We start from the raw sequence: 21,231 nt of genomic DNA on the forward strand, positions 1-21,231 counted from the left end.
CGCACGACGAGGGGCCGCCTCCCGCGACGGGAGGCGGCCCCTCACCCGTTCCGGGACGCGCCGCTCGTGAAGGGTCAGTAGACGTCCGGGCCGCGGAGGGTGGCTTCGGCGCCGCCGTCGACATAGACGACCTGGCCGGTCATGTGGGTGTTGGCCGGGCCGATCAGCCAGCGCAGCGTCTCGGCGATCACCTCGGCCGTGGCGTGCCCGTTCAGGGGCATGGGCACCGCCGCCTCCATGGCCTTGCGCATCGCCTCGTCCGCGAACAGCGGCGCGGACATCGGCGTGAGCACGACGCCGGGGGCTATGGCGTTGAGCGGGATGCCCGCGCCCGCCCACTCCGGCGTGACCGACACGCGGCGCAGCCACTTCGCCAGGGCCGACTTCGACGACGGGTAGAGCCGCCGCCCCTCGCCGCGCTCGATCGCCTGCTCGGACAGGGCGACCGCGGTGTCCTCGTCGCCGTCAAGGCAGGCCGCCACCACTCCCGGGTCCACCGGCTGGGTGCCGGAGATCGAGCCGACCACGGCGGCGCGCGGCGCGGGGCCGGCGGCGAGCGCGGGCCGCAACCCCTCCAGCAGGGCGACGACGCCGAAGTGGTTGACCCGCACGGTCAGCGGGGTGACGCCGGAGACGCCCGCGCAGGCGACGACCCCGTCCAGCGCGCCGCCCGCCAGCCGGAGCACCGACTCCACGGCCCGCGCCCGCCCCTCCCGCGTGCTCAGGTCCGCGCACACGTCGGCGTCCGCGAGGTCGACGCCGATCACCTCGTCACCCTGCTCGCGCAGCAGCCCGGCGAGCGCCTTGCCGATGCCCGACGCCGTGCCGCTGACCGCGATCTTCCGCGTCATTCGTCCGCTCTCCCTCGGTGTCGTGTTGCCCGGTCGTGTTGCCCGGTCGTGATGCCCGGTCGTGATGCCCGGTCGTGATGCCCGGGTTCAGGTGCCCGATCCGCCGTCCACCCGGATCTCGGCCCCGGTCAGGTAGCCGCCGTCGGGTGAGGCGGCGAACGCGACGGCCGCCGCGATCTGCTCGGGCGCCGCGGTGCCGAGCAGGGACCGGATCCGCCCGAAATAGCGGGCGTCCAGTCCCTCGGGGATCACGTTCCCGCTGGTCAGCGGGGTCGCCACGGTGCCGGGCGAGATCGGGACGACCCGGATGCCGCGCCCCACCACCTCGGCCGCCAGGCTGAGCGAGAACGCCAGCACCGCGCCCTTCGACGCGGCGTACGCCGTCATGTACGGGTTGCCCTGGGTGGCGGCGGACGACGCGATGTTCACGATGACGCCGGTGCGGTCGGGCAGGTGCCGCAGCGCCTCGCGGCAGAACAGCGCGGTGCCGACCAGGTTCACGGAGAACAGCAGGTTCAGGTCCTCGACCGACAACGAGCCGATCGGCGTCGTCCGGTGGATGCCCGCGACGTTCACCAGGACGTCGATGCCGCCCAGCTCCGCGGCCGCGGCGCGCACGGCCGCGACGACCGCGGGCTCGTCGGTGACGTCGGCGACGTGCGGGACGAAACGCCCCGGCCCGGTCGCCGCCTCCCCGGTCTCGGCCAGGCCGTCCTTCGCGCGGTCCACGGCGAAGACCGCCGCGCCCTCCGAGACGAGCCTGATCGCGGTGGCCCGTCCGATGCCGGACCCGGCACCGGTGATCAGGACTCTCACGCCGTCGTAGCGGTTCACGTCCCCTGCCCTCCCGGCCGTCGGGGCGCCCGGTCCCACTCCGGCGCTCTCGGCCGCCCCGGACGCTACGCGTACGGCGGGCCGGCCGAGAGCGGGGTCCCGGTCAGCGGGAGGGACGGGGGTTCGCCGGGCCGTGCCGGCCGATGCGGTGCCGGCCGATGCGGTGCCGGCCGATGCGGTGCCGGCCGGTCAGGCCTCGGCGGCGTTGGACCGGGGGGCGAGCAGCAGCCGCGAGGCGAGCCGGATGTCGCTCTCCATGTCCGGGATCGAGGCCCGCCCGTTGAGGCTCGACTGCAGCACGCCGTACCAGCACTGCATGAGCAGCCGGATCAGGGTGACGTCCTGGGCGGTGGGGTTGTCGATGCCGAGCGCCCGCAGCACGATGTCGCGGAACGTGCTGTCGATCCGGCCCGCGTCGGCGACCGCCGCGGCGTTGGCGGCGTTGGCGGAGTTGAGCATCGCGGTCGCCAGCGCGGGCCTGCGCAGCAGTTGCCTGCTCGCGCTCACCAGCAGCTCGCCGACCGCGTCCTCGGGGCTGACCCCGGGCTTCGGGCGGGTGACGGTCTCGTTGAACCGGTCGACCTGCTCGGCCATCACCGCCGTGAACAGGTGGGTCTTGGACGGGAAGTAGCGGTACAGCGTGCCGATCGCGACGCCGGCGGCCTTCGCCACCTCGTGCATCTGGACCCGTTCCAGGCCCTTGTCGGCGGCCAGGTGCGCGGCCGCGCGGAGGATGCGCAGATGCCGGGCGCGCTGCTCGGGCGAGCTCGGCTCGGCCGGCGGCCTGGCTTCGGCGATTCTCGGCACGGTCTTCCCCTCAGTGTTTCGACAAGACATTACACACGGGTCCGCGCGGGTGCGTGAACTGGTCCGTACCGGTGAGTGGGATGCCCCGGCGCCGGTACGCCGCGCTGCGCTTCCCTTGGGGGCGGACAGCGCGAGGCGTTCACGGAAGGACGGGTGGCATGGCCGGTACCGGGCTGTGGGACGACGAGTACGACGTGGTGGTGGCGGGCTCCGGCGCCGGGGCGATGACGGGGGCGCTCACGGCCGCCTCGCACGGCCTGCGCACCGCCGTCCTGGAGAAGACGTCCGTGCTCGGCGGCACCTCCGCGTACTCCGGCGCGGCCGTCTGGCTGCCGGGCACCGGGGTCCAGGAGCGGGCCGGCGTCGGGGACTCCGCCGAGTCGGCCCGCACCTACCTGCGCGCCCTGCTCGGCGAGGACGCCGACGGCCGGCAGGAGGCGTTCCTGGCGACCGCGCCCGAAGTCGCCGACTTCCTCGAGCGCGACCCGGCGATCGAGTTCGAGTGGCGTCCCTTCCCCGACTACTTCGCCGCCCCGGGGCGCATGGACATGGGGCGCTCGTTCGTCCCGCTCGACCTGCCCGCCGAGCGGCTCGGCGACCTCGCCTCCCTGGTGCGCCCGCCGGTGGACCGCGACCGCGCCGGGCGCGGCCACGCCGCCGCGCCGCTCTCCCAGGGCCGCGCCCTCATCGGGCGGCTGCTGCTCGCACTGACGAACACGGGGAACGCCACCGTGCGCACCGGCACCCGCCTGCGCGCGCTCGTCGTCGAGGACGGCCGGGTGGCCGGCGTCGAGGCCGAGACCGCGGACGGCCCGGTGCGGATCCGGGCGCGGCGCGGCGTGCTGCTCGCGGCGGGCGGCTTCGAAGGGAACGGCGCGATGCGCGCGGAGCACGGCGTCCCCGGGTCCGCCGCGTGGTCGATGGCCCCCGCCGGCGCAAACACGGGCGACCCGATCCTGGCCGCCGTCGCCGCCGGCGCGGCCGTCGACCTGATGGACCAAGCGTGGTGGTGCCCCGGCGTCGAGGACGAGAAGGGCGGCGGCTGCTTCACGCTCGGCTTCCGCGGCGGGCTCGTGGTCGACTCCACGGGCCGCCGCTTCGCCAACGAGTCGCTCCCGTACGACCGGATGGGGCGGGAGATGGCCGCCGCGCCGGAGCGGGTGCCGGCGTACGTCGTCTTCGACTCGCGGCACGGCGGCGCGCTTCCGGCCATCTCGATCCCGTCCCTCCCGAGCTCGGCCTGGGTCCGGGCCGACACGCTCGGCGAGCTGGCGGAGAAGCTGGGCCTGCCCGCCGACGCGCTGACCGCCGCGGTCGAGCGGTTCAACGGCTTCGCCCGGGATGGCGTGGACGCCGACTTCCACCGGGGCGAGGACCCCTACGACCTGTTCTTCGCCGACCGGTCCGGGAACGCGGGCCCGAACCCGTGCCTGGTGCCGGTGGACCGCCCGCCGTACCACGCGGCGCGGCTGGTGCTCAGCGACCTGGGCACCAAGGGCGGCCTGCGCACCGACACGGAGGGCCGCGTGCTGGACGGCGGGAGCCGTCCGATCGCGGGCCTGTACGCCGCGGGCAACTCCAGCGCCTCCTTCGCCGGGCGCGTCTATCCCGGCCCGGGAGTGCCGATCGGATCGGCGATGGTCTTCGCCTACCGGGCCGTGAAGGACATCGTCAAGATCGGCGATTCGTGATCAACTAAATGATCGACCAAGGAGCCTCCCCATGACACCCCCCACCCCTTCACGCTCCCGGCGCGCGGCGGCGCTGGCCCTGGCCGCCCTCACCGCCGTGACGATCGGCGCCGGCGCGGGCACCGCCGCCCGCGCCGACGCCACCTCGACCGGGGCTCGGGCGGGCGCGAGCGGGGTCGCCCCCGGTCCGCGCGGCAAGATCGTGAGCATCCGCCCGCTGACGAACTCCGCCGCCCTGCCCAGCGCGGCCCGCAACTGGTACGTCACCTACGTGTCGGAGGGCGCCGCGGGCACGGCGATCACGGTCTCCGGCACGGTGGCGGTGCCCAGGACGCCGCCGCCGCCCGGCGGCTGGCCGGTGATCAGCTGGGCGCACGGGACGACCGGCACCGCGGACGTGTGCGCCCCTTCGGCCGACACCCCCGCGGGTCCCGTCCACGACTACATGTCCGTCACCTCGGCCACGCTGGACGCCTGGGTCGCCCGCGGCTTCGCCGTCGTGCAGACCGACTACGAGGGCCTCGGCACCCCCGGCGAGCACCCGTACATGAACGGGCGCAGCGCCGCGAACACGGTGCTGGACATGGTGCGCGCCGCGCGGAAGGCGGACCGCCGGATCGGCCGCGACTGGTTCGCGGCCGGCCACAGCCAGGGCGGGCACGCCGCTCTGTTCAGCGCCGCCCTGTCCGCCGCCGCCAAGAGCGCGCGCAAGGACGTGAACCTGAGCGGCGCGGTGGCGATCGCCCCCGGCGGCTGGGCGCAGAGCACGATCGCGCCGTACATCCAGACCGGCCAGCCGCAGGCGGCGGCCGCGGTGGCCTTCCTGCCGACGATGCTCATCGGCGCCGCCGCCGCGGACGCGTCGGTCGAGCCGGACGCCCTGCTGACGCCGCAGGCGGCGCCGCTGCTCACGGCGGCCCGCGCCGGCTGCCTGGCGCAGATCCGCGAGGTCGCCGCGACGATCCCGGTCGACAAGGTGTTCGCGCCCGGCGCGGACCTCGGGCCGCTCACCCGCTACCTGAAGTCGCAGGAGCCGGTCGGCCTCACGCTCGGCGTGCCCACCCTCGTCGCCCAGGGCACCGCCGACGTCCTGGTGTCCCGGCCGACGACCGACCTGATGGTCGCCGACATGTGCGCCAGGGCGCGGAAGGTGACCTACAAGATCTACGAGGGCGCCGACCACCGCGCGGCCATCGCCCGCTCGTTCGACGACGCGCTGAGCTTCGTGAACTCCATCCGCGCCGGGAAGACGCCGCAGAGCACCTGCTGACGATCAGGTGAACCACCGCGGGCGGGCCGCCGCGACCCGGGCGGCCCGCCGCCGATCAGATCATGTTGTCCTCGACGGCGAGGCCGAACTCGGCCTTGCCGTACATGGCCAGGGCGCGCTCGACGTCGTTGGCCACGTGGACGCTGCCGGCGTGCGCGTCCCGCCAGGCCCGCTCGATGGGGTTGCCGCGCTGGAGCGAGTTCCCCCCGGCGGTCTTGAACAGGATGTCGATCGCCTCCAGCACCCGCTCGGTGGCGCGCACCTGGTCCCGCCGGGCCCGCAGCCGCAGCTCCATCGGGATCTCCGTGCCGTTCACCGCGTGCTCGTACACCTCGCGCACGTTGCGGTCCATCTGCAGGATCGCGGCGTCGATCTCGGACGCGGCCCGGGCCACCGCCACCTGGGCGAACTGGTCCTCGGCGAACCGGCCGCCGCCCAGGCTGAGCCGTACCCGGTCGCGCATCGCGGCGATGTACGACGCGTAGCAGCCCGCGACGGCGCCGACCACCGCGCCCGTGATCGCCGAGGTGAAGACGGTCGCGAAGGGCATCCGGTACAGCGGGCCGGCGTTCACCTTCTGCCCGGGGCCGCGGAGCTGCGCCTGCTCGTAGTTGCGCATCGTCCGGTACTCGGGCACGAACGCGCGCTCGACGATGATGTCGTTGCTGGCGGTGCCGCGCAGCCCGATGACGTCCCAGACGTCCTCGATCCGGTAGTCCTCGCGCGGGACCAGCACGGTCATGAAGTCGACCGGCCTCCCCTCCGCGCCCACGATCAGCCCGCCGATCAGCGCCCACGACGCGTGCTCGCACCCCGAGGAGAACTTCCACCGCCCGGACAGCTCGTAGCCGCCCTCCACCGGGGTCAGCCGCCCCACCGGCGCGTACGACGAGGCGACCAGCGTGTCGGGGTCCTCGCCCCACACGTCGTCCTGGGCGGCCTCGGCGAACAGGCCGAGCTGCCACGGGTGGACGCCGAGCACGGCGGTCACCCATCCGGTCGAGCCGCACACCCCGGAGATCTCACGGACGACCTCGTAGAACCGCACCGGGTCGCTCTCGGCTCCGCCGTACCGGCGGGGCTGCAACATACGGAAGACGCCGACCTCGACGAGCTCCCGGACGGTCTCCGCCGGGACGCGGCGGTTCTCGTCGGTGGCCGCGGCCCGCCCCGCGATGTACGGCAGCAGCGCGCGAACAGACTCCAGGACCTCGTTGCTCATGGGGTGCGTCTCCGTGTCACGTTCGATGGGGTGTTCGTGATGAGGGTGCATCCATGATGGTCCTTCGGGGTACGGGGGCACGACCCGGGGCATCCCGCCCACTGGGACTCCCCCGTCCGCCGCCGCTTTCGGCGACCTACCTTTCCCATCGAGAGAACCTGCGTCCCGAAGGGTGGGGTCAACAGTGACCGCAGTGGATTCCCGGCACGACGACGTGCGTGCGATCGAGGCCGAGGCCGCGCCGACACGCTTCGCCCGAGGATGGCACTGCCTCGGGCTGTCCAGCCGGTTCAAGGACGGGAAGCCGCACACGGTCCAGGCGTTCGGGCAGAAGCTCGTGGTCTTCCAGAGCGGCGACGGCAAGCTGAACGTCCTCGACGCGTACTGCCGGCACATGGGCGGCGACCTGTCCCAGGGCACCGTCAAGGGCAACGAGATCGCCTGCCCGTTCCATGACTGGCGCTGGGGCGGCGACGGCCGGTGCAAGAGCATCCCGTACTCCCGCAGGGTGCCGCTGCGCGCCCGCACCGCCGCCTGGACCACGATGGACCAGGACGGCCTGCTGTTCGTCTGGAACGACCCGGAGGGCAACCCGCCGCCCGCGGACGTGACGATCCCCGTCATCGAGGGCGCGACCCGCGACGACTGGACCGACTGGGTGTGGTCCGAGACGATCGTCAACACGAACTGCCGCGAGGTCGTGGACAACGTCGTGGACATGGCGCACTTCTTCTACGTCCACTACTCGTTCCCGACGTACTTCAAGAACGTCTTCGAGGGCAACACGGCGACCCAGATCATGAAGGGCATGGGCCGCCCGGACGCCCGCCCGCCGGCGAAGAACGGCGAGCCCGCAATGATCGGCAACACCTCCGTGGCGACCTACCACGGGCCGTCGTTCATGATCGACGACCTGACGTACCACTACGAGGGCGGCATGGACATCAACTCCGTCCTGATCAACGCGCACTACCCGATCGACGAGAACTCGTTCGTGCTGCACTCGGGCATCATCGTGCAGCGCACCGAGTCGCTCCCCGGCGACGCCGCCGACGTGATGGCGCGGAAGATGGGCGACTTCATCCTCAAGGGCTTCGACCAGGACATCCAGATCTGGAAGAACAAGACCAGGATCGACAACCCGCTGCTGTGCGAGGAGGACGGCCCGGTCTACCAGCTCCGCCGCTGGTACGAGCAGTTCTACGTGGACGTCGCCGACGTCACGCCGGAGATGGTCGAGCGCTTCGAGTACGAGCTGGACACCACGCGCCCGGTCGAGGCGTGGCGCAAGGAGGTCGAGGAGAACCTCGCCCGCAAGGCCGCCGAGGGCCAGCCGGCATGACGATCCGCCAGGACAACCGGCTGCTGGACGGCGCTCCGATGGTGCCCGTGCCGTGCCGCCAATGCGGCACCCGGGTCCAGGTGCGCAAGTCGAGCTGGCACCAGACCAGCATCCAGTGGGACACCGAGGCCATGGACGCGTGCCTGGAGCGGCGCGCGTCCTCCCCCGGCGCCGGTCCGAACGGCGGCCACTTCACCGCCTGCGAGGCGCTGCGCGAGAGCATCCGGCAGGCCGTGCTCGACGGCGACGTCCCCGTTCCGGACGACCGGTACGGGGCGGCGCCCGCTCAGTGAGGCCGCGCCCCGGCGGCCCGGACCCGCGCGACGCATATCAGCGCGGCGCATATCCGCGTGGCACATATCCGTGCGACGCATATCCAGGCGGCACACGTCCACGCGGCGCACATCCACGAAAAGAAAGACCATGACCGACAAGAACCTGTACGGCCCCTGGGCCGTGATCGCCGGCGGCTCCGAAGGCGTGGGCGCCTCGTTCGCCTACCAGCTCGCGGACGCCGGGATCAACCTCGTGCTCATCGCCCGCAAGCCGGGCCCGCTGGAGGAGACGGCGGCCCGCGCCCGGGAGAAGGGCGTCGAGGTCCGTACCATCGAGCTCGACCTCCTCGCCCCGGACGCGCTGAAGGTGATCCGCTCGGTCACCGACGAGCTGGAGGTCGGCCTGCTGATCTTCAACGCGGGCGCCAACACGTACGGGCACGAGTTCGTGACCGGCGACCTGGACCGGGTCCAGGGCGTGATCGACCTCAACATCACCGCGCAGCTCGCGTTGTCGCACCACTTCGGCGCGCTGATGAAGGAGCGCGGCCGCGGCGGCATCATGCTGGTCGGGTCGCTGGCGGGCTACATGGGCCAGCCCCACATCAGCGTCTACTCGGCGGTCAAGGCGTTCAGCCGGGTCTTCGCCGAGGGCCTGTGGCTGGAGCTCGGGGAGCACGGCGTCCACGTGCTCGAACTGGTCCTCGGCGTCACCCGCACGCCCGCCATGGAGCGGGCCGGCCTGCGGATGGACCTGCCGGGGCTCAACGTGGCCGAGCCCGACGACGTGGCCAGGGAGGGCCTGGCGCACCTCGCCGACGGCCCGGTCCGGGTCGCGGGCGGCAACCAGACCGCCGCCGAGAAGCGCAGCGCTTTCCCGCGCGCCACCCTCGTGAGGGGCGCGTACGAGGCGACCAGGCGCCTCCTCCCCAAGGAGTGACCCCCTCGCCCGGCGTCCGCCGCCGGTGAGGCGGCGGGAAGGCGGCCGGTCCCCCTCCGGACCGGCCGCTTCCGCACGTCATCGGCCTGTTCGAGCGGCACGGCGGATAGCCTCGGGGCGTACGGCGTCCCCGTGCGGCGGCGCGGCGCGCCCGCACCGCCGCCCGCCGCCGGCCGCGGCGAGCGATCCGCCGCGGCGCGCCCGCCAGGAGGAGGTCTCCCGTGCTGCTCAGCCGCCTGCGCGTCCCCGGCCGGGTGCCCGGCGAGTGGCCGTTCACGCTTCCCGCCGTACGGCACCTGGCCGGGCGCGGCGTGCGGCTGACCGCCCCCGTGGTGTTCCTCGTCGGCGAGAACGGCTCGGGGAAGTCCACGATCGTCGAGGCGGTCGCCGATGTGTGCGGCATCAACTCCCAGGGCGGCAAGGCGGGCACGAAATACGCCAGCAGGGGGCCCGCCACGCCCCTCGGCCGGGTCATCGACGCCGAGCTGACCGCCGCCGGGCTGCGGCTGCTGCACGGCCCCCGGCTACGGCGCCGCGCGTTCTTCTTCCGCGCCGAGACCCTGTTCAACCTCGGGCAGAACGTGTCCGGCCGGTACGGCTTCTGGGAGGACGACCTCACCGAGCAGTCGCACGGCGAGGGCTTCTTCACCGTGCTCGACCGGATGGTGTCCGGGCCGGGGCTGTACCTGATGGACGAGCCGGAGGCCGCGCTGTCGTTCACCTCGTGCCTGCGGCTGATCGGCCTGATGGACCGGGTGGCCCGGGACGGCGGCCAGATCATCTGCGCCACCCACTCCCCGGTCCTGGCCGGCCTCCCCGGGGCGCAGATCCTGGAGCTCGACGACGAGGGCATCCGCACCGCCGAGTGGGAGAGCCTGCAACTCGTGGACCACTGGCGCCGCTACCTGGCCAAACCGGACTTCTACCTCCGTCACGTCCTCGCCGACTGAGCCCGGTCCCCGCCGCCCTCCCCGCCGCCGGCCCCGGAGCGCCGTACGGCGAGGGCGGCGGCGAGGCAGGCCACGGGCACGACGGGCAGGACGTAGCGGTGGTCGAAGTCGAGCACGGCGACCGGCCCGACCAGCAGTCCCATCGCGACCGCCCACGGCAGGGCCGCCCGCCCCGGCCGCAGGACCGCGCCGAGCGCGCCCGTCAGCAGGATCGCCGCGAGCACGGGTCCGCGCAGGTACGCGAGGCGCTGATACGCGATGAGCACGTCGGCCCACGGCCCGGCCGAGCGCATCGCGGCGACGTCGGAGGCGTACGTCCCGCGGACCTCGGCCACGAGCGGCTGGTCGGGCAGCGGCCAGATCCCCCGGGCGAACCCGAACGCCGGGACCGTCCGCGCCGGATGCGCCACGGGGGTCCAGTGGAACGCGATCGAGGTGTCCGCCAGGACGTCGCGGAGGTAGTCGAGCGGCTGGGCGGCGATGGCGCGCAGCGCGAAGTCGCGGGCCCGCTCGTTGTGCGCGAACCGGCCGCCGGGCAGCAGGTTGATCGACGCCTCGGCGTCCCACACGTACTCCGAGGCGGCGTCCTGGACGGCGCCGTTCGGGCAGAGCGGGGCCAGCTCCGGCGGCGGCGCGATGACGGCGCAGTCGGCGAAGGTCATGGTGCGCGCCCACAGTGCCACCCCGTCGGCGCCGCTCAGCGCGACCTTCCCGTGGACGGCGCCGTACCAGGCGGCGTACCCGGCGAGCGGGAGCGTCCCGGCGAGCGCCAGCGCGGCGAGCGCGCGCCAGGACACGCGGCGCAGCGCGAGCACGAGCAGGACGAGCAGGAGCAGCGGCAGCGCGATCGTGCGGGTGAGCGCGGCGCCCGCGAGCAGCAGGCCGGCCGCCAGCCCGGCGCGGGTGGACGGCCGCTCCCGCCAGGTGAGCACGGCGACGGCGGACACGACGAGCAGGGTGAACAGCGTGTCGGACAACACCGCGTGCTCAAGCCGGAGGAACGACGCGTCGAACAGGACGGGCGCCGCGGCGAGCACCGCTCCCCACGAGGGCAGCCCGCGTCGGCGCGCCACCGCGTAGACGGTCAGCCCGGTGGCCAGGCCCATCGCGTGCTGGACGGCGACCACGACGGTCACGCTGTGGAACGGCAGCAGGGCGCGCAGCAGCAGCGGGTAGCCGATCGGGTGGAACGTGGCGGACGGCAGCAGGTGGACGGCGTTGTCCAGATAGGTGAAGGAGTCGTACCAGTACAGCCGCGCCGGCGGATAGCCGAGCATGGTGACGACCCTGAGCGCGGCGGCGAACGCGAGCACGACGGCGACGGCCCGGTGGCGCGCGAGCAGCCCGCCGGCCCGGGTCCGCAGGCGCTCGGCGGCACGGGTGGGGACGGGCACGTGGAGTCCGGTGGGCATGGCGAATCCGATCGTCGAGGGGAATCCGCGCAGGCCGGAGGCCCGCGCGGCGGAGCGGGCGGTGATGCGGGTGATCACGTGGCCGGCGGCGCGGAGAGCGCGTCCGGGCGTCCGGCGGGAAGCGGAGCGGGCGGACCGGGCGGGGCAGCCCGGGGCCGGGGCCTGGGCCTGGCGGCGTCCGCGAGGAACGGGAACCGTCGGCGCACGGCGGACCGGTCAGGGCCGCCCGGGACCGTCAGCGAAGCGGGAGAGCGGTCAGGGACCGTCCGGGCAGAACGCCTCGATCGGCCGGGGCGAGGGGTTGGGCACGGGGTTGGCGACCATGAGCGCCTCGCCCGGAGCGGTCATCGTCCCCGCGTAGACGTACCAGTCGCCGGGCACCGACTTCGCCTGGTACGCGGTGAACCTGCCCTTCAGGGCGCGCTCCCGGAGCATGACCTCGACCTCGCGGACGGTCTTGTTGATGAAGTCCACGCAGTGGAACGGCTCCCCCGGCGAGTCGATCGCGGTCATCACCCCGTAGCGCTCCCCCGCGCGGGCCGGCCGCCCCAGGTAGGCGATCACCTGCTTCCGGTAGTTCACCGGAATGCGCAGCCCGATCGCGCAGAGGTCGAAGAAGCGGCGGCACTCGCCCGGCCCCTGGATGCGGCTGACACCGCTCCCGTCCGACGTCCCGTCGAGGACGAGCAGTTGCCCCACGGTGCCCGCCGACGTCGGGATGACCCGCAGCTCGATGTTCAGCCCTCGGGCGCGCAGTTCCCGCTGGTACATCTCGGGCTCGGCGAACAGGTCCTTGACCGTGACCACGAACTGGTCGCCCTCGCGCTCGATGTCCAGCGCGGCGGACGCGGGCGCGGAGCCGAGCCCCACCGTGACGGCCAGCAGGGCGGCGAGCGCACCGGCCGCCGCCGCCACGCGGGGCCGCACCCGGCGGCTCCACGTCAGGGACGAACGCCACCCGCGCGGCCGGACGGCGGCGGCAGGGGCCGAGGTGATCTCGTCGAGCAACTCGCGGGCCAGCGGCGTCATCCCCGGCCCCGGGTCGGGGGCGATGCGCCCGACGAGGCGGTCGATCCGGGCGTCGGTCATGCCTTCCTCCCCGCCAGCGCGAGAGCGCGCACGCCGTACCTCGCCACGTCGACGCCCGCGCGGGACAGTTCGCGCGCCAGACGCTTGCGCGCCCGGTGCAGGCGCGAGCGGGCCGCGCCCGGCGAGCAGCCGAGGACGGTGGCGGCCTCCTCAGAGGTCAGGCCCTCCCAGCTCACCAGCGCGAGCACCTCCCGGTCGTCCGCGTGCAGCCGCCGGTAGGCCGCCCGGACCGCGTCGAGATCGTTGTCAGGCGGGTCCGCGCTCCCGGCCCAGTCCGCGAGTTGCGCGCTTAGCCGCTCGACCAGGGCGCTCCTGCGCGTCGCCGTCCTGCGGCCGTTGGCGAGCGTGCGCCGGGCGACGCCGTACAGCCAGAGCCGGGCGGCGTGGCCGTCCGGGACGTCCGGCAGGCGGCGCCAGGCGGTGGTGAACGTCTCGGCGAGCGCGTCGGCGGCGTCCTCGTGCGAGTCGACGCGCCGCCGGATGTAGGCGAGCAGGTCGGCGTAGTACGCCAGGTAGATCTCCTCGAAGCGCTGTCTCGTCTCCGGGTGGCCCACTGTGCTCCCTCTCGCCGGGTCCTCCTCCACCCGGTACGTGTCCGGATGACGGCGAGTGTTCCACCCCAATCCTGAGAAAGAGCGTTCTTCCGCGTCTTGCCTGGCATTTCGCGTCCCGGCGCGTCTTGCCCGGCTCGTCCCGCCCGGCTTCGTCGCCGGGGAGGCGGGAGGCGGCCGGCCGGAGCGGGACCGGCCCGCCTTCCCACCCTCAGAACCGGATCGGACGGCGGGGCGCACGCCCGGCGCTACGCCGTCCTGACCTCGGCGGTGCCCGCGATGCTCGCGCGGCGCGCGCCGGCCGCCGTCCTGGCACGGGGACGAGGGCCGCTCCCCGGACCGGTCACGGAACGGGGAACAACGGGCCGGTCACGGAACGGCGAACAACGGGCCGGTCACGGAACGGGGAACACCGGGCCGCCGCCGAACGCGGCCCGGTGGGAACCCGGGACCCGGCCGTCCCGCTCGGTCACGCCGTACTCGACGGCCGTCTCCGCCGAGATGAGGGTGTGCCCGCTGCGGGCGCGCACCTCCGGGTCGGCGGCGAGCGCGGCGATCACCCGGCCCTCGAACTCGGGCGTCTCCGCGAGCGCGATGGGGAACCCGGCGATGGTGTCGACCCCCTTCGCCAGCACGCTCTCGGTCTGGACCAGGCCGAGCCAGAGCGAGAGGACCGTGACGTCGTGGCCGCGCAGCTCCACCGCCATGTCGGCGGTCATCTTGTCGAGCGCCGCCTTGGACATGCCGTACAGCACGGAGTGCAGGTGGCGGCGGGTGCCGAAGGACGAGATGTTCACGATCAGCCCGCTGTTCCGCTCGACCATCCGGGCCGTCGCGGCGACGCTCGCCACGAAGTGGGCGCGCAACCCCACGCCGATGAGGCTGTCCCAGTCGTCGAGCGGCCTGCGCCAGTACGGCTCGGCGGCCCTGTCGTAGTTCGGTCCGGCCCACACGTTGTTGACGAGGAGGTCGATCCGGCCCCGCTCGGCGTCCACCCGGTCGAAGACCGCCGCGATCTGCTCGTCGTCCCGGTGGTCGCACTCCACCGCGACACCCGTGCCGCCCCGGGCCGTCACCTCCTCGGCCGCCCGCAGGAGGCGGGTGTTCTCGCCGAGCGGGCCGCGCCCGGTGAGGTACACCGTCCAGCCCTCCTCGCCCAGGGCGAGGGCGACGCCCTTGCCGACGCCGCGGCTCGCGCCGGTGACGACGGCGACCTTGCCCGCGCCCCGGCCCGCCGCGTCCGCACGCATGTCGTCGTCGCTCATGCCGTCGCTCATGTCAGAACCCCTGCGTGACGACGGCGCCCTCGGGGAGCGGCCGGACGACGGACCACAGCTCGCGCACGTGGCACTTGGACTTCTTCCACCGCCCGTCCTCGATGACGTACGCGTCGTCGTACTCGACCGCGCCGAGCCTCTCGGTGTTGTCGATCAGGTTGATCTGGCGGAAGCGCAGCGTCCACCGCCCGACGGCCTCCGTCTCGGAGAGCAGCGTGATGTCGGGGTGGATGCCGTGGTGCATGTCGAGGATCACGTACCGGCCGTCCACCTTGCGGAGCGCGACCTTCTCGAAGATCTCGACCAGCCCCGCCGCGTCGTCGTAGTCCCCCATCCGCCCGAACCGGATGGACGCGCCCCGCCGGATGAAGGAGTCGCGGAACCCCTCGACGTCCTTGGCGTCACAGGCCCTCCAGTACCGGTACTTGAGCGCCTTGATCGCCGCGATCCGCTCCTGGTCCGCGACGCGCTCCTCCAGGCTCCGCCCGCTTTCCGTCATGGTCACCGCCTTTCCGTCAGGCTTCCCGTCAGGCTTCCCGTCAGCTGTGGGAGCCTCCGTCCACGCGGACCTCGACTCCGTTGAGATAGGCGCCGTCGTCCGAGGCGACGAAGACGATCGTGCCGGCGATGTCCTCGGGACGGCCGGGCGCGCCCCACAGGGGGTAGGTCCGGGCGTACCAGGAGGTGTCGATCCCCGCGTACGTGCTCTTGTCCGCCGTCAGCGGGGTGGCGACGCCGCCGGGCGAGACCGGCACGACGCGGATGCGGCGGGGCGCCAGCTCCGCCGCCAGGCTGATGGAGAACGACAGCAGCGCGCCTTTGGACGCCGCGTAGCCCGTCATCCACGGGTGCGCCTTCGTCGCCGCCGTGGAGGTCACGTTGACGATGACGCCCGTGCCGTCCGGGATGTGCGGCAGCACCTCCCGGCAGAGCACGACGGGCGCGAACAGGTTCACCGCGAAGATGTCGCGGTAGTCGTCCAGCCGCAGCGACTCCATCGGGGTGACCCTGAGCACGCCCGCCACGTTCAGCAGGGCGTCCACCCGCCCGAGCTCGGCGACGGCCGCCGCGGCGACCCCCGCCGCGGCCTCCTCCCCGGACAGGTCCGCCCGGTGGGCGATCCACCGGCCGCCCCCGCCGGCGACGGGTTCCGCGGCGATCCGGCCGGTCTCCGCGAGCCCGGTCTCGTCCCGGTCCACGCCGAAGACCGTGGCGCCCTCCGCGATCAGCCGTACGGCGGTGGCCCGGCCGATGCCGGATCCCGCGCCGGTCAGCAGCACGCGCCGGCCCTCGAAACGACCCGTCACGCCTCTCCCACCGTCTCTCCCACCGCCTCTGACGCCGTCCCTGGCACCGTCTCTGGCACCGCCTCCTGCGCCGTCTCTCCCGCCGCCGCGCGCCCGGCCCGGCGGCCGAAGAACGTGCCGTCGCCGAGGGAGGTGCCGCTGATGTAGCCCTCGCCGTGGATGCCGGAGCTGGCCCGGCCCGCCGCGTACAACCCCGGGATCGGGCGGCCCGACTGGTCGAGGACCGCGCCGTCCACCGTGGTGTGCAGGCCGCCGAGGGTGAAACCCGCGGCGCCGCTGCCCTTGCCCGCGCTGTCGCGCTCGCCGCCGGCGAACCCGAGCCGCGGGTCGACCGCGGCGAAGGGCGGCTTCAGCGGCCGGAGCCACTTCGCGTCCTTGTGGAAGTAGGGGTCCTCTCCCCGTTCCGCGTGCCGGTTGTAGACCCCGACCGTGGTCTCCAGCGCCCCGGCGGGCATCCCGAGCGTCTCCTCCAACTCGGCGAGGGTCTCCGCGACGATCTCGGGGCGCACCCCCCACAGGTCGCGCGCGGGGATGTCCTCGTACCCCTCCTCGTCGATGATCGCCCAGTACGGTCCCGGCTGGCGCAGGACGGCCGCGACGCTGAACAGCCCCGGGTACACGTCCTCGTTGATGAACCGCTGCCCGAGCCCGTTGACGAGCATCCCCCGGGTGACCATGGCGGGCAGCGCGGTGAGCGCGATCTCCACCTCGGCCATGCGGCGGGTGGCCGCGCCGATCGCGGCCGCCATCCGGATGCCGCTCCCGTCGTCGAGGCCGTCGCTGACCTTCCCGTGCCCGAGAAGCGCCGGCGCGTGCTGCCGGAGCATCTCCTCGGAGTCGACGAACCCTCCGGTCGTGAGGATGACGCCCTTACGCGCCCGGTAGGTCACGGCCTCGCCGTACCGGCGGGCGACCACGCCGACCACGCGCCCCTCGTCGTCGAGCACGAGCGCGGTCGCGACGGTGTCGGTGTGGCAGGCGGCACCCGCGGCCTTTGCCGCCTCGACGAGCCTCTCCATGATCAGCCATCCGCCGAAGCTCTCCGTCGCGGGGCGGTGGCCGCGCGGCACGGGCCGGGCGATCGTGTTGTACGGCCAGGCGTTCTCGCCCAGCCACATCAGCCCGTCCTTCGTCGGCGGCATCCAGGACGGGGCGTCGAACAGCGACTCGTTGAACGTGAGACCACGGGCGAGGAACCACTCGAAGTGCTCGACGCTGCCGTCGCAGTACAGCCGCAGTTTCTCCTCGTCGGCGTGCGGGCCGAGGGCCGCCGCGAGGTAGGCGAACATGTTGTCCGCGTCGTCCTCGAAGCCGCACGCCTTCTGCACGCTCGTTCCGCCACCCAGGTACAGCTCTCCGCCGGAGAGCGCGGACGAGCCGCCCGGCCCGCTCGCGCGCTCCAGCACGAGGACGTCGGCGCCCGCCGTCGCCGCCTCGAAGGCGGCGGAGGCCCCGGCGCAGCCGAGCCCGACGACGAGCACATCGCATTCATGGTCGAACCGGTCGACGGAGGCCGCCGGGACCGGTTCGACCGAGGGGAGGGAACTCACGGGTCCGCCTCTCAGGAACGCGGGATGAACGCGGCGAGCGGCTCGGAGCCCGACCAGTCGTGGCCCCAGTAGCTGTCGGCGGTGATCTCCTCGGCGGTGTAGTACGTCTCGTCGACGAGCATGCCCTCGCAGCCGTACTCGATGTCCCAGCCTCCGGGAGCGCGGACGTAGAACGACACCATCTTGTCGTTCGTGTGCCGGCCCAGGGTGGAGGAGATGGAGAAGCCCAGCTTGCGAACCTTGTCCAGCGCCATGCCGACCGCGTCGAGGGTGTCGACCTCGACCATGAGGTGCACCAGGCCGGGCTCCTCCCCGTGCGGCGCGGGGCAGACGGCGAGGCTGTGATGGCGCTGGTTGACGCCCATGAAGCGGATGCGCATCACGGGCACGCCGCCCTGACCGCCGCCGACCTTCATGGCGCCGCGGGGGAGGAAGCCGAGCACCTCCGTGTAGAAGGAGACGGTCTCCTGCATGGCCGTGGTGGGCAGGACCACGTGGCCCATCCCCTGCGGGCCGGTGACGAACCGCTGGCCCATGCCGGTGAGCACCGGGCTGTGGTCGAGCACGGGGCCGAAGAAGACCTCGACCGGTGTCCCCGCCGGGTCCTCGAACGCGATGACCTGCTCGGCGGACCGCTCGACGGCCTCCGCCTCCGACAGCACCTTGACGGCGAACCCCGCGGCCTCGACCGCGCGACCGACGGCGGCGAGCGCGAACTGGTCGCGCACCTCCCAGCCGACGGCGAGCACCCGGTCGGAGTCGCCGGGCAGCACGATCAGCCGCGCCTGGCGCTCGTCCATCCGCAGGTACAGGCCGTCGGGGTCGGGCCCGCTCCCCTCGGCGAAACCGAGGCCGTCGATCACCAGCTCACGCCAGCGCCTGATGTCCCGCGTCTGGACCTTGAGATAGCCCAGCCCTCGGATCTGCGTCACTGTTCTCAATCCCATCTGCCGGTGCCCCGGCGGGCGTGAAACCCTCCGGTCCTCTCGCCCCGGGCGGGGCGGTCTTCTCTGCCCACAAAGGTGACAGAGCCGCCGCGCCGAAGCCCCCGGCCTCCCGCTCAGTGAGATCCACGCCACCGACCCGTCGCGCAGGCCCCCACCATGCGGGAGAACCCACCCCCGAGCGGAAGAACCGGAGCCTTGGACCACGTGCCCGCCCCGTCGGCGTCGGCGGCAGTAACCCCGGAGACAGCGGCCCCGGAGACGGCGCCCCCGGAGGGGCGCCCGACAGCGCTGGTCACCGGCGCGAGCCGGGGCATCGGCCGCGAGACCGCCCTCGCCCTGGCCCGCGCCGGGTACGACGTCGCCTTCACCGCCCGTACCGTCGAGGAGGGCCAGGGGGCGATCCCGCCCCGCTACAGCGGCGACGCGCGGGCGGGCATCCCGGTGCCGGGCAGCCTGCGCACGACGCGGGAGCGGATCGAGGCGCTCGGCGTGCGGGCGCTCCCCGTGCCGATGGACCTCCTCGACCGCGAGAGCGTACGCGAGGCCGCCGCAACGGTACGGCGCGAGTTCGGGCGGGTCGACGTGCTCGTCAACAACGCTGTCGCGCACATCGCGGGCAACCACGACCGCTTCCTCGACCTCGACCTGGACGTGGCGGCCCGGACGATGTCCGGCAACTATCTCAACCAGATCGCGCTGCTGCAGGAGGTGATCCCCGGCATGGTCGCGCGCGGCGGCGGCACGATCGTCAACATGTGCTCCGGCTCGGCCACGGCCGACCCGCCCGCGCCGCCGGGCGAAGGCGGCTGGGGTGTCGCCTACGCCGCGTCCAAGGCCGCTTTCGGCCGCCTCGCCGGCGCGATCAACGCCGAGTACCTCGATCGGGGCGTCCGCGCGTTCAACCTCGACCCCGGCTTCGTGGTCACGGACGCGGGAGCCGCGCGCGGCGGCACCGGCTCCATTGCCGAGCGCGGGTTCGACCCCACACCCGAGGACGCCCCGGGCAGGGCCGTGGTCTGGCTGGTCACCTCCCCCGACGCGGATCGGTTCCTCGGCAAGGTGATCTGGACGCCCAAGCTGGTCGCGTCCCTCGGCATCTGACCCCGCTCCCGGCAGCCCAAGCTGATCGCGTCCCTCGGCATCTGACCCCGCTCCCGGCAGCCCAAGCTGATCGCGTCCCTCGGCATCTGACCCCGCTCCCGGTGGAGGCCACCCCGCAACTCGTCACTACTCGTCCGGCATCGAGTCACTCATTCGGTATCGCATCACTCGTCCGGCATCGGGTCACTCGTCCGACGCGGTGCCGGTCGTGCGGCACCGCTACTCGTGCAGCACCACTCATGCAGCACCGCTACTCCTGCGGCAGGTGCTACTCCTGCGGCAGGTGCTACTCCCGCGCAGTGCTACTCCTGCGGCACTTGCTACTCCTGCGGCACCGCGTACTCCTCGTACTACACCAGGCAGGACACAACCACTCACAGACAGGGATGACCATGGCACAGGGCAGGGCTGAGGCGTACGGCAGGATCGCCGGACGGGTGGCGGTCGTCACCGGCGCGGGCGACGGCATCGGCAAGGGTGTGGCCCGCAGGTTCGCGGCCGAGGGCGCCAAGGTCCTCGTCGCCGAGATCGACGGGGAGTCCGGCGAGGCGACCGTCCGGGAGCTGGCCGAGGAGTTCGGCGCCGACGCGCGTTTCGTGCGGACGGACGTCACCGACCGGCGGCAGGTCGAGAACATGGTCGCCACCGCCGTCGAGACGTGGGGCCGGATCGACATCCTGGTCAACAACGCGTGGGGAAGCACAGGCGCCGTCGGCCGAGTGGAGAACAAGACCGACGAACAGCTCGACCGCGGGTTCGCCATGGGCTACTACGGCCCGTACTGGGCGATGCGGGCGGCCTTCCCGCACATGAAGGCGCAGGGCTGGGGCCGGGTGGTCAACATGTGCTCCCTCAACGGGGTGAACGCCCACATGGGCACCCTGGAGTACAACTCGGCCAAGGAGGCGCTGCGCGCCCTCACCCGTACGGCGGCGCGCGAGTGGGCGCCGACGGGCGTCGTCGTCAACGCCGTCTGCCCCGGAGCCAAGAGCGCGGCATTCCGGCGGAGGATGGCCGCCAACCCCGAGCTGTCCACTGCCGCGGACCGGAGCAACCCGATGGGCCGCATCGGCGACCCGGAGGAGGACATCGCCCCTGTCGTGCTGTTCCTGTCGAGCGAGGACGCCCGCTATCTCACCGGGAACACGTTGTTCGTGGACGGCGGCTCCCACATCAACGGCGTGGTCTGGCTGCCGGATCTCGACGCCTCCTGACACCCTCGCCCATCCCTCGTCGTGCCCCCACCCCTCTCCTCGCGCCTCCATCCCTCGCACCTCCTCCGACCAGAGCCCCTCAAGGGGGATTTCAGCTCCGAGTTCCGGCGCGCGCGGAGTTGCGGCGGCGCGCGGAGTATGAGCACGCGGAGATCCGACGCACGGAATCCCAGGGCCTGGAGTCCCAACGCCCGGGGGTCCAAATCGTGGCGGTCCGAGACGCGGAGCATGAGTGGCACGCGAAGTCCCCAGGGCGCGAAGGCCCGGCGTGCGCAATATGGGCGCACGCGAGGGGCCGGACCGTGGAGGCCGGACACACTGCCAGCCCGCGCCCCGCCCACGCACTGCCCAGACCAACCCCCGCCCGCCCCCGCCCGCACGGGCAGGTAGGTCCGGACCGTGGAGGCCAGGCACACTGCCAGACCCCGCCCGCCCCCGCCCGCACGGGCAGGTAGGCCCGCGACCGTGGAGGCCGGGCACACTGCCAGACCCCGCCCGCCCCCGCCCGCACGGGCAGGTAGGCCCGCGACCGTGGAGGCCAGGCACACTGCCAGACCCCGCCCGCCATCATGCACGGGCAGGCCCGGACCGGCGGAGGCCT

The 21,231-nt window shown here is 73.5% G+C and carries 20 protein-coding genes; 8 read left to right on the forward strand and 12 right to left on the reverse strand.

The window, feature by feature from the left end:
• Window positions 1-74: 74 nt before the first annotated feature.
• The 3 genes from AWQ70_RS25270 to AWQ70_RS25280 all read right to left on the reverse strand — a co-directional run bounded on the left by AWQ70_RS25270 (window position 75) and on the right by AWQ70_RS25280 (window position 2,492).
• Window positions 75-851, reverse strand: coding sequence for an SDR family oxidoreductase (locus AWQ70_RS25270; RefSeq protein ID WP_067180623.1), 777 nt, complete (start codon window positions 849-851; stop codon window positions 75-77).
• Between the two features lie 87 nt (window positions 852-938).
• Window positions 939-1,685, reverse strand: a complete 747-nt coding sequence (locus AWQ70_RS25275) for an SDR family NAD(P)-dependent oxidoreductase (RefSeq protein ID WP_067180625.1) — start codon at window positions 1,683-1,685, stop codon at window positions 939-941.
• A gap of 189 nt (window positions 1,686-1,874) precedes the next feature.
• Window positions 1,875-2,492: a TetR/AcrR family transcriptional regulator gene (locus AWQ70_RS25280; protein ID WP_067180627.1), complete on the reverse strand. Its 618-nt coding sequence runs from the start codon at window positions 2,490-2,492 to the stop codon at window positions 1,875-1,877.
• Window positions 2,493-2,650: 158 nt separating this feature from the next.
• Here AWQ70_RS25280 and AWQ70_RS25285 point away from each other — a divergent pair, with 158 nt between their 5' ends.
• Entirely contained in the window at window positions 2,651-4,183 is a 1,533-nt protein-coding gene (locus tag AWQ70_RS25285) for an FAD-binding protein (RefSeq protein WP_067180629.1), read from the forward strand.
• A gap of 31 nt (window positions 4,184-4,214) precedes the next feature.
• Window positions 4,215-5,453 carry an alpha/beta hydrolase family protein gene (locus AWQ70_RS25290; protein ID WP_067180631.1) on the forward strand — a complete coding sequence of 413 codons (1,239 nt, stop codon included), beginning with the start codon at window positions 4,215-4,217 and terminating at the stop codon, window positions 5,451-5,453.
• Window positions 5,454-5,508: 55 nt separating this feature from the next.
• Here AWQ70_RS25290 and hsaA read toward each other — a convergent pair whose 3' ends face one another.
• Window positions 5,509-6,675: a 3-hydroxy-9,10-secoandrosta-1,3,5(10)-triene-9,17-dione monooxygenase oxygenase subunit gene (gene hsaA, locus AWQ70_RS25295; RefSeq protein ID WP_067180634.1), complete on the reverse strand. Its 1,167-nt coding sequence runs from the start codon at window positions 6,673-6,675 to the stop codon at window positions 5,509-5,511.
• 184 nt (window positions 6,676-6,859) lie between these two features.
• Here hsaA and AWQ70_RS25300 point away from each other — a divergent pair, with 184 nt between their 5' ends.
• The 4 genes from AWQ70_RS25300 (at window position 6,860) to AWQ70_RS25315 (ending at window position 10,182) form a co-directional block, all read left to right on the forward strand.
• Entirely contained in the window at window positions 6,860-8,017 is a 1,158-nt protein-coding gene (locus AWQ70_RS25300) for a 3-ketosteroid-9-alpha-monooxygenase, oxygenase component (RefSeq protein WP_281197109.1), read from the forward strand.
• The gene (locus tag AWQ70_RS25305) at window positions 8,014-8,310 is read left to right on the forward strand and encodes a hypothetical protein (RefSeq protein ID WP_067180640.1); all 297 of its coding nucleotides are present in this window, start codon (window positions 8,014-8,016) and stop codon (window positions 8,308-8,310) included. The genes AWQ70_RS25300 and AWQ70_RS25305 overlap by 4 nt, the downstream gene beginning before the upstream one ends.
• A 130-nt stretch (window positions 8,311-8,440) precedes the next feature.
• Window positions 8,441-9,232 carry an SDR family NAD(P)-dependent oxidoreductase gene (locus AWQ70_RS25310; protein ID WP_067180642.1) on the forward strand — a complete coding sequence of 264 codons (792 nt, stop codon included), beginning with the start codon at window positions 8,441-8,443 and terminating at the stop codon, window positions 9,230-9,232.
• A 221-nt stretch (window positions 9,233-9,453) separates the two neighbouring features.
• Window positions 9,454-10,182, forward strand: coding sequence for an AAA family ATPase (locus tag AWQ70_RS25315; protein ID WP_067180645.1), 729 nt, complete (start codon window positions 9,454-9,456; stop codon window positions 10,180-10,182).
• Here AWQ70_RS25315 and AWQ70_RS25320 read toward each other — a convergent pair.
• From AWQ70_RS25320 to AWQ70_RS25355, 8 genes are all read right to left on the reverse strand, one after another.
• Entirely contained in the window at window positions 10,164-11,672 is a 1,509-nt protein-coding gene (locus tag AWQ70_RS25320) for a hypothetical protein (RefSeq protein WP_245647142.1), read from the reverse strand. The two genes, AWQ70_RS25315 and AWQ70_RS25320, sit on opposite strands and share 19 nt — an antisense overlap.
• A gap of 177 nt (window positions 11,673-11,849) precedes the next feature.
• On the reverse strand, window positions 11,850-12,683 hold the full coding sequence (locus tag AWQ70_RS25325) for a hypothetical protein (protein ID WP_067180648.1): 834 nt from the start codon (window positions 12,681-12,683) through the stop codon (window positions 11,850-11,852).
• The gene (locus tag AWQ70_RS25330; protein WP_067180651.1) at window positions 12,680-13,237 is read right to left on the reverse strand and encodes an RNA polymerase sigma factor; all 558 of its coding nucleotides are present in this window, start codon (window positions 13,235-13,237) and stop codon (window positions 12,680-12,682) included. Before AWQ70_RS25330 ends, AWQ70_RS25325 begins: the two co-directional genes overlap by 4 nt.
• Before the next feature lie 392 nt (window positions 13,238-13,629).
• On the reverse strand, window positions 13,630-14,511 hold the full coding sequence (locus tag AWQ70_RS25335) for an SDR family NAD(P)-dependent oxidoreductase (protein WP_218004650.1): 882 nt from the start codon (window positions 14,509-14,511) through the stop codon (window positions 13,630-13,632).
• 1 nt (window position 14,512) lies between these two features.
• Window positions 14,513-15,010: a nuclear transport factor 2 family protein gene (locus AWQ70_RS25340; protein WP_067180718.1), complete on the reverse strand. Its 498-nt coding sequence runs from the start codon at window positions 15,008-15,010 to the stop codon at window positions 14,513-14,515.
• A 40-nt stretch (window positions 15,011-15,050) separates the two neighbouring features.
• The gene (locus AWQ70_RS25345; protein ID WP_067180655.1) at window positions 15,051-15,818 is read right to left on the reverse strand and encodes an SDR family NAD(P)-dependent oxidoreductase; all 768 of its coding nucleotides are present in this window, start codon (window positions 15,816-15,818) and stop codon (window positions 15,051-15,053) included.
• Window positions 15,815-17,368, reverse strand: coding sequence for an FAD-dependent oxidoreductase (locus AWQ70_RS25350; protein ID WP_084517788.1), 1,554 nt, complete (start codon window positions 17,366-17,368; stop codon window positions 15,815-15,817). Before AWQ70_RS25350 ends, AWQ70_RS25345 begins: the two co-directional genes overlap by 4 nt.
• 11 nt (window positions 17,369-17,379) lie before the next feature.
• Entirely contained in the window at window positions 17,380-18,300 is a 921-nt protein-coding gene (locus AWQ70_RS25355; RefSeq protein ID WP_067180658.1) for a VOC family protein, read from the reverse strand.
• A 219-nt stretch (window positions 18,301-18,519) separates the two neighbouring features.
• On the opposite strand from AWQ70_RS25355, the gene AWQ70_RS25360 reads away from it, so the two are divergent.
• Both AWQ70_RS25360 and AWQ70_RS25365 read left to right on the forward strand, forming a co-directional pair.
• On the forward strand, window positions 18,520-19,416 hold the full coding sequence (locus AWQ70_RS25360; protein WP_218004651.1) for an SDR family NAD(P)-dependent oxidoreductase: 897 nt from the start codon (window positions 18,520-18,522) through the stop codon (window positions 19,414-19,416).
• Between the two features lie 392 nt (window positions 19,417-19,808).
• The gene (locus AWQ70_RS25365; RefSeq protein WP_067180724.1) at window positions 19,809-20,630 is read left to right on the forward strand and encodes an SDR family NAD(P)-dependent oxidoreductase; all 822 of its coding nucleotides are present in this window, start codon (window positions 19,809-19,811) and stop codon (window positions 20,628-20,630) included.
• The last annotated feature ends 601 nt before the right edge of the window (window positions 20,631-21,231 follow it).

The sequence above is a fragment of the Microtetraspora niveoalba genome, assembly GCF_001570405.1.
In the GTDB taxonomy this organism is placed as follows: Bacteria; Actinomycetota; Actinomycetes; order Streptosporangiales; family Streptosporangiaceae; genus Microtetraspora; species Microtetraspora niveoalba.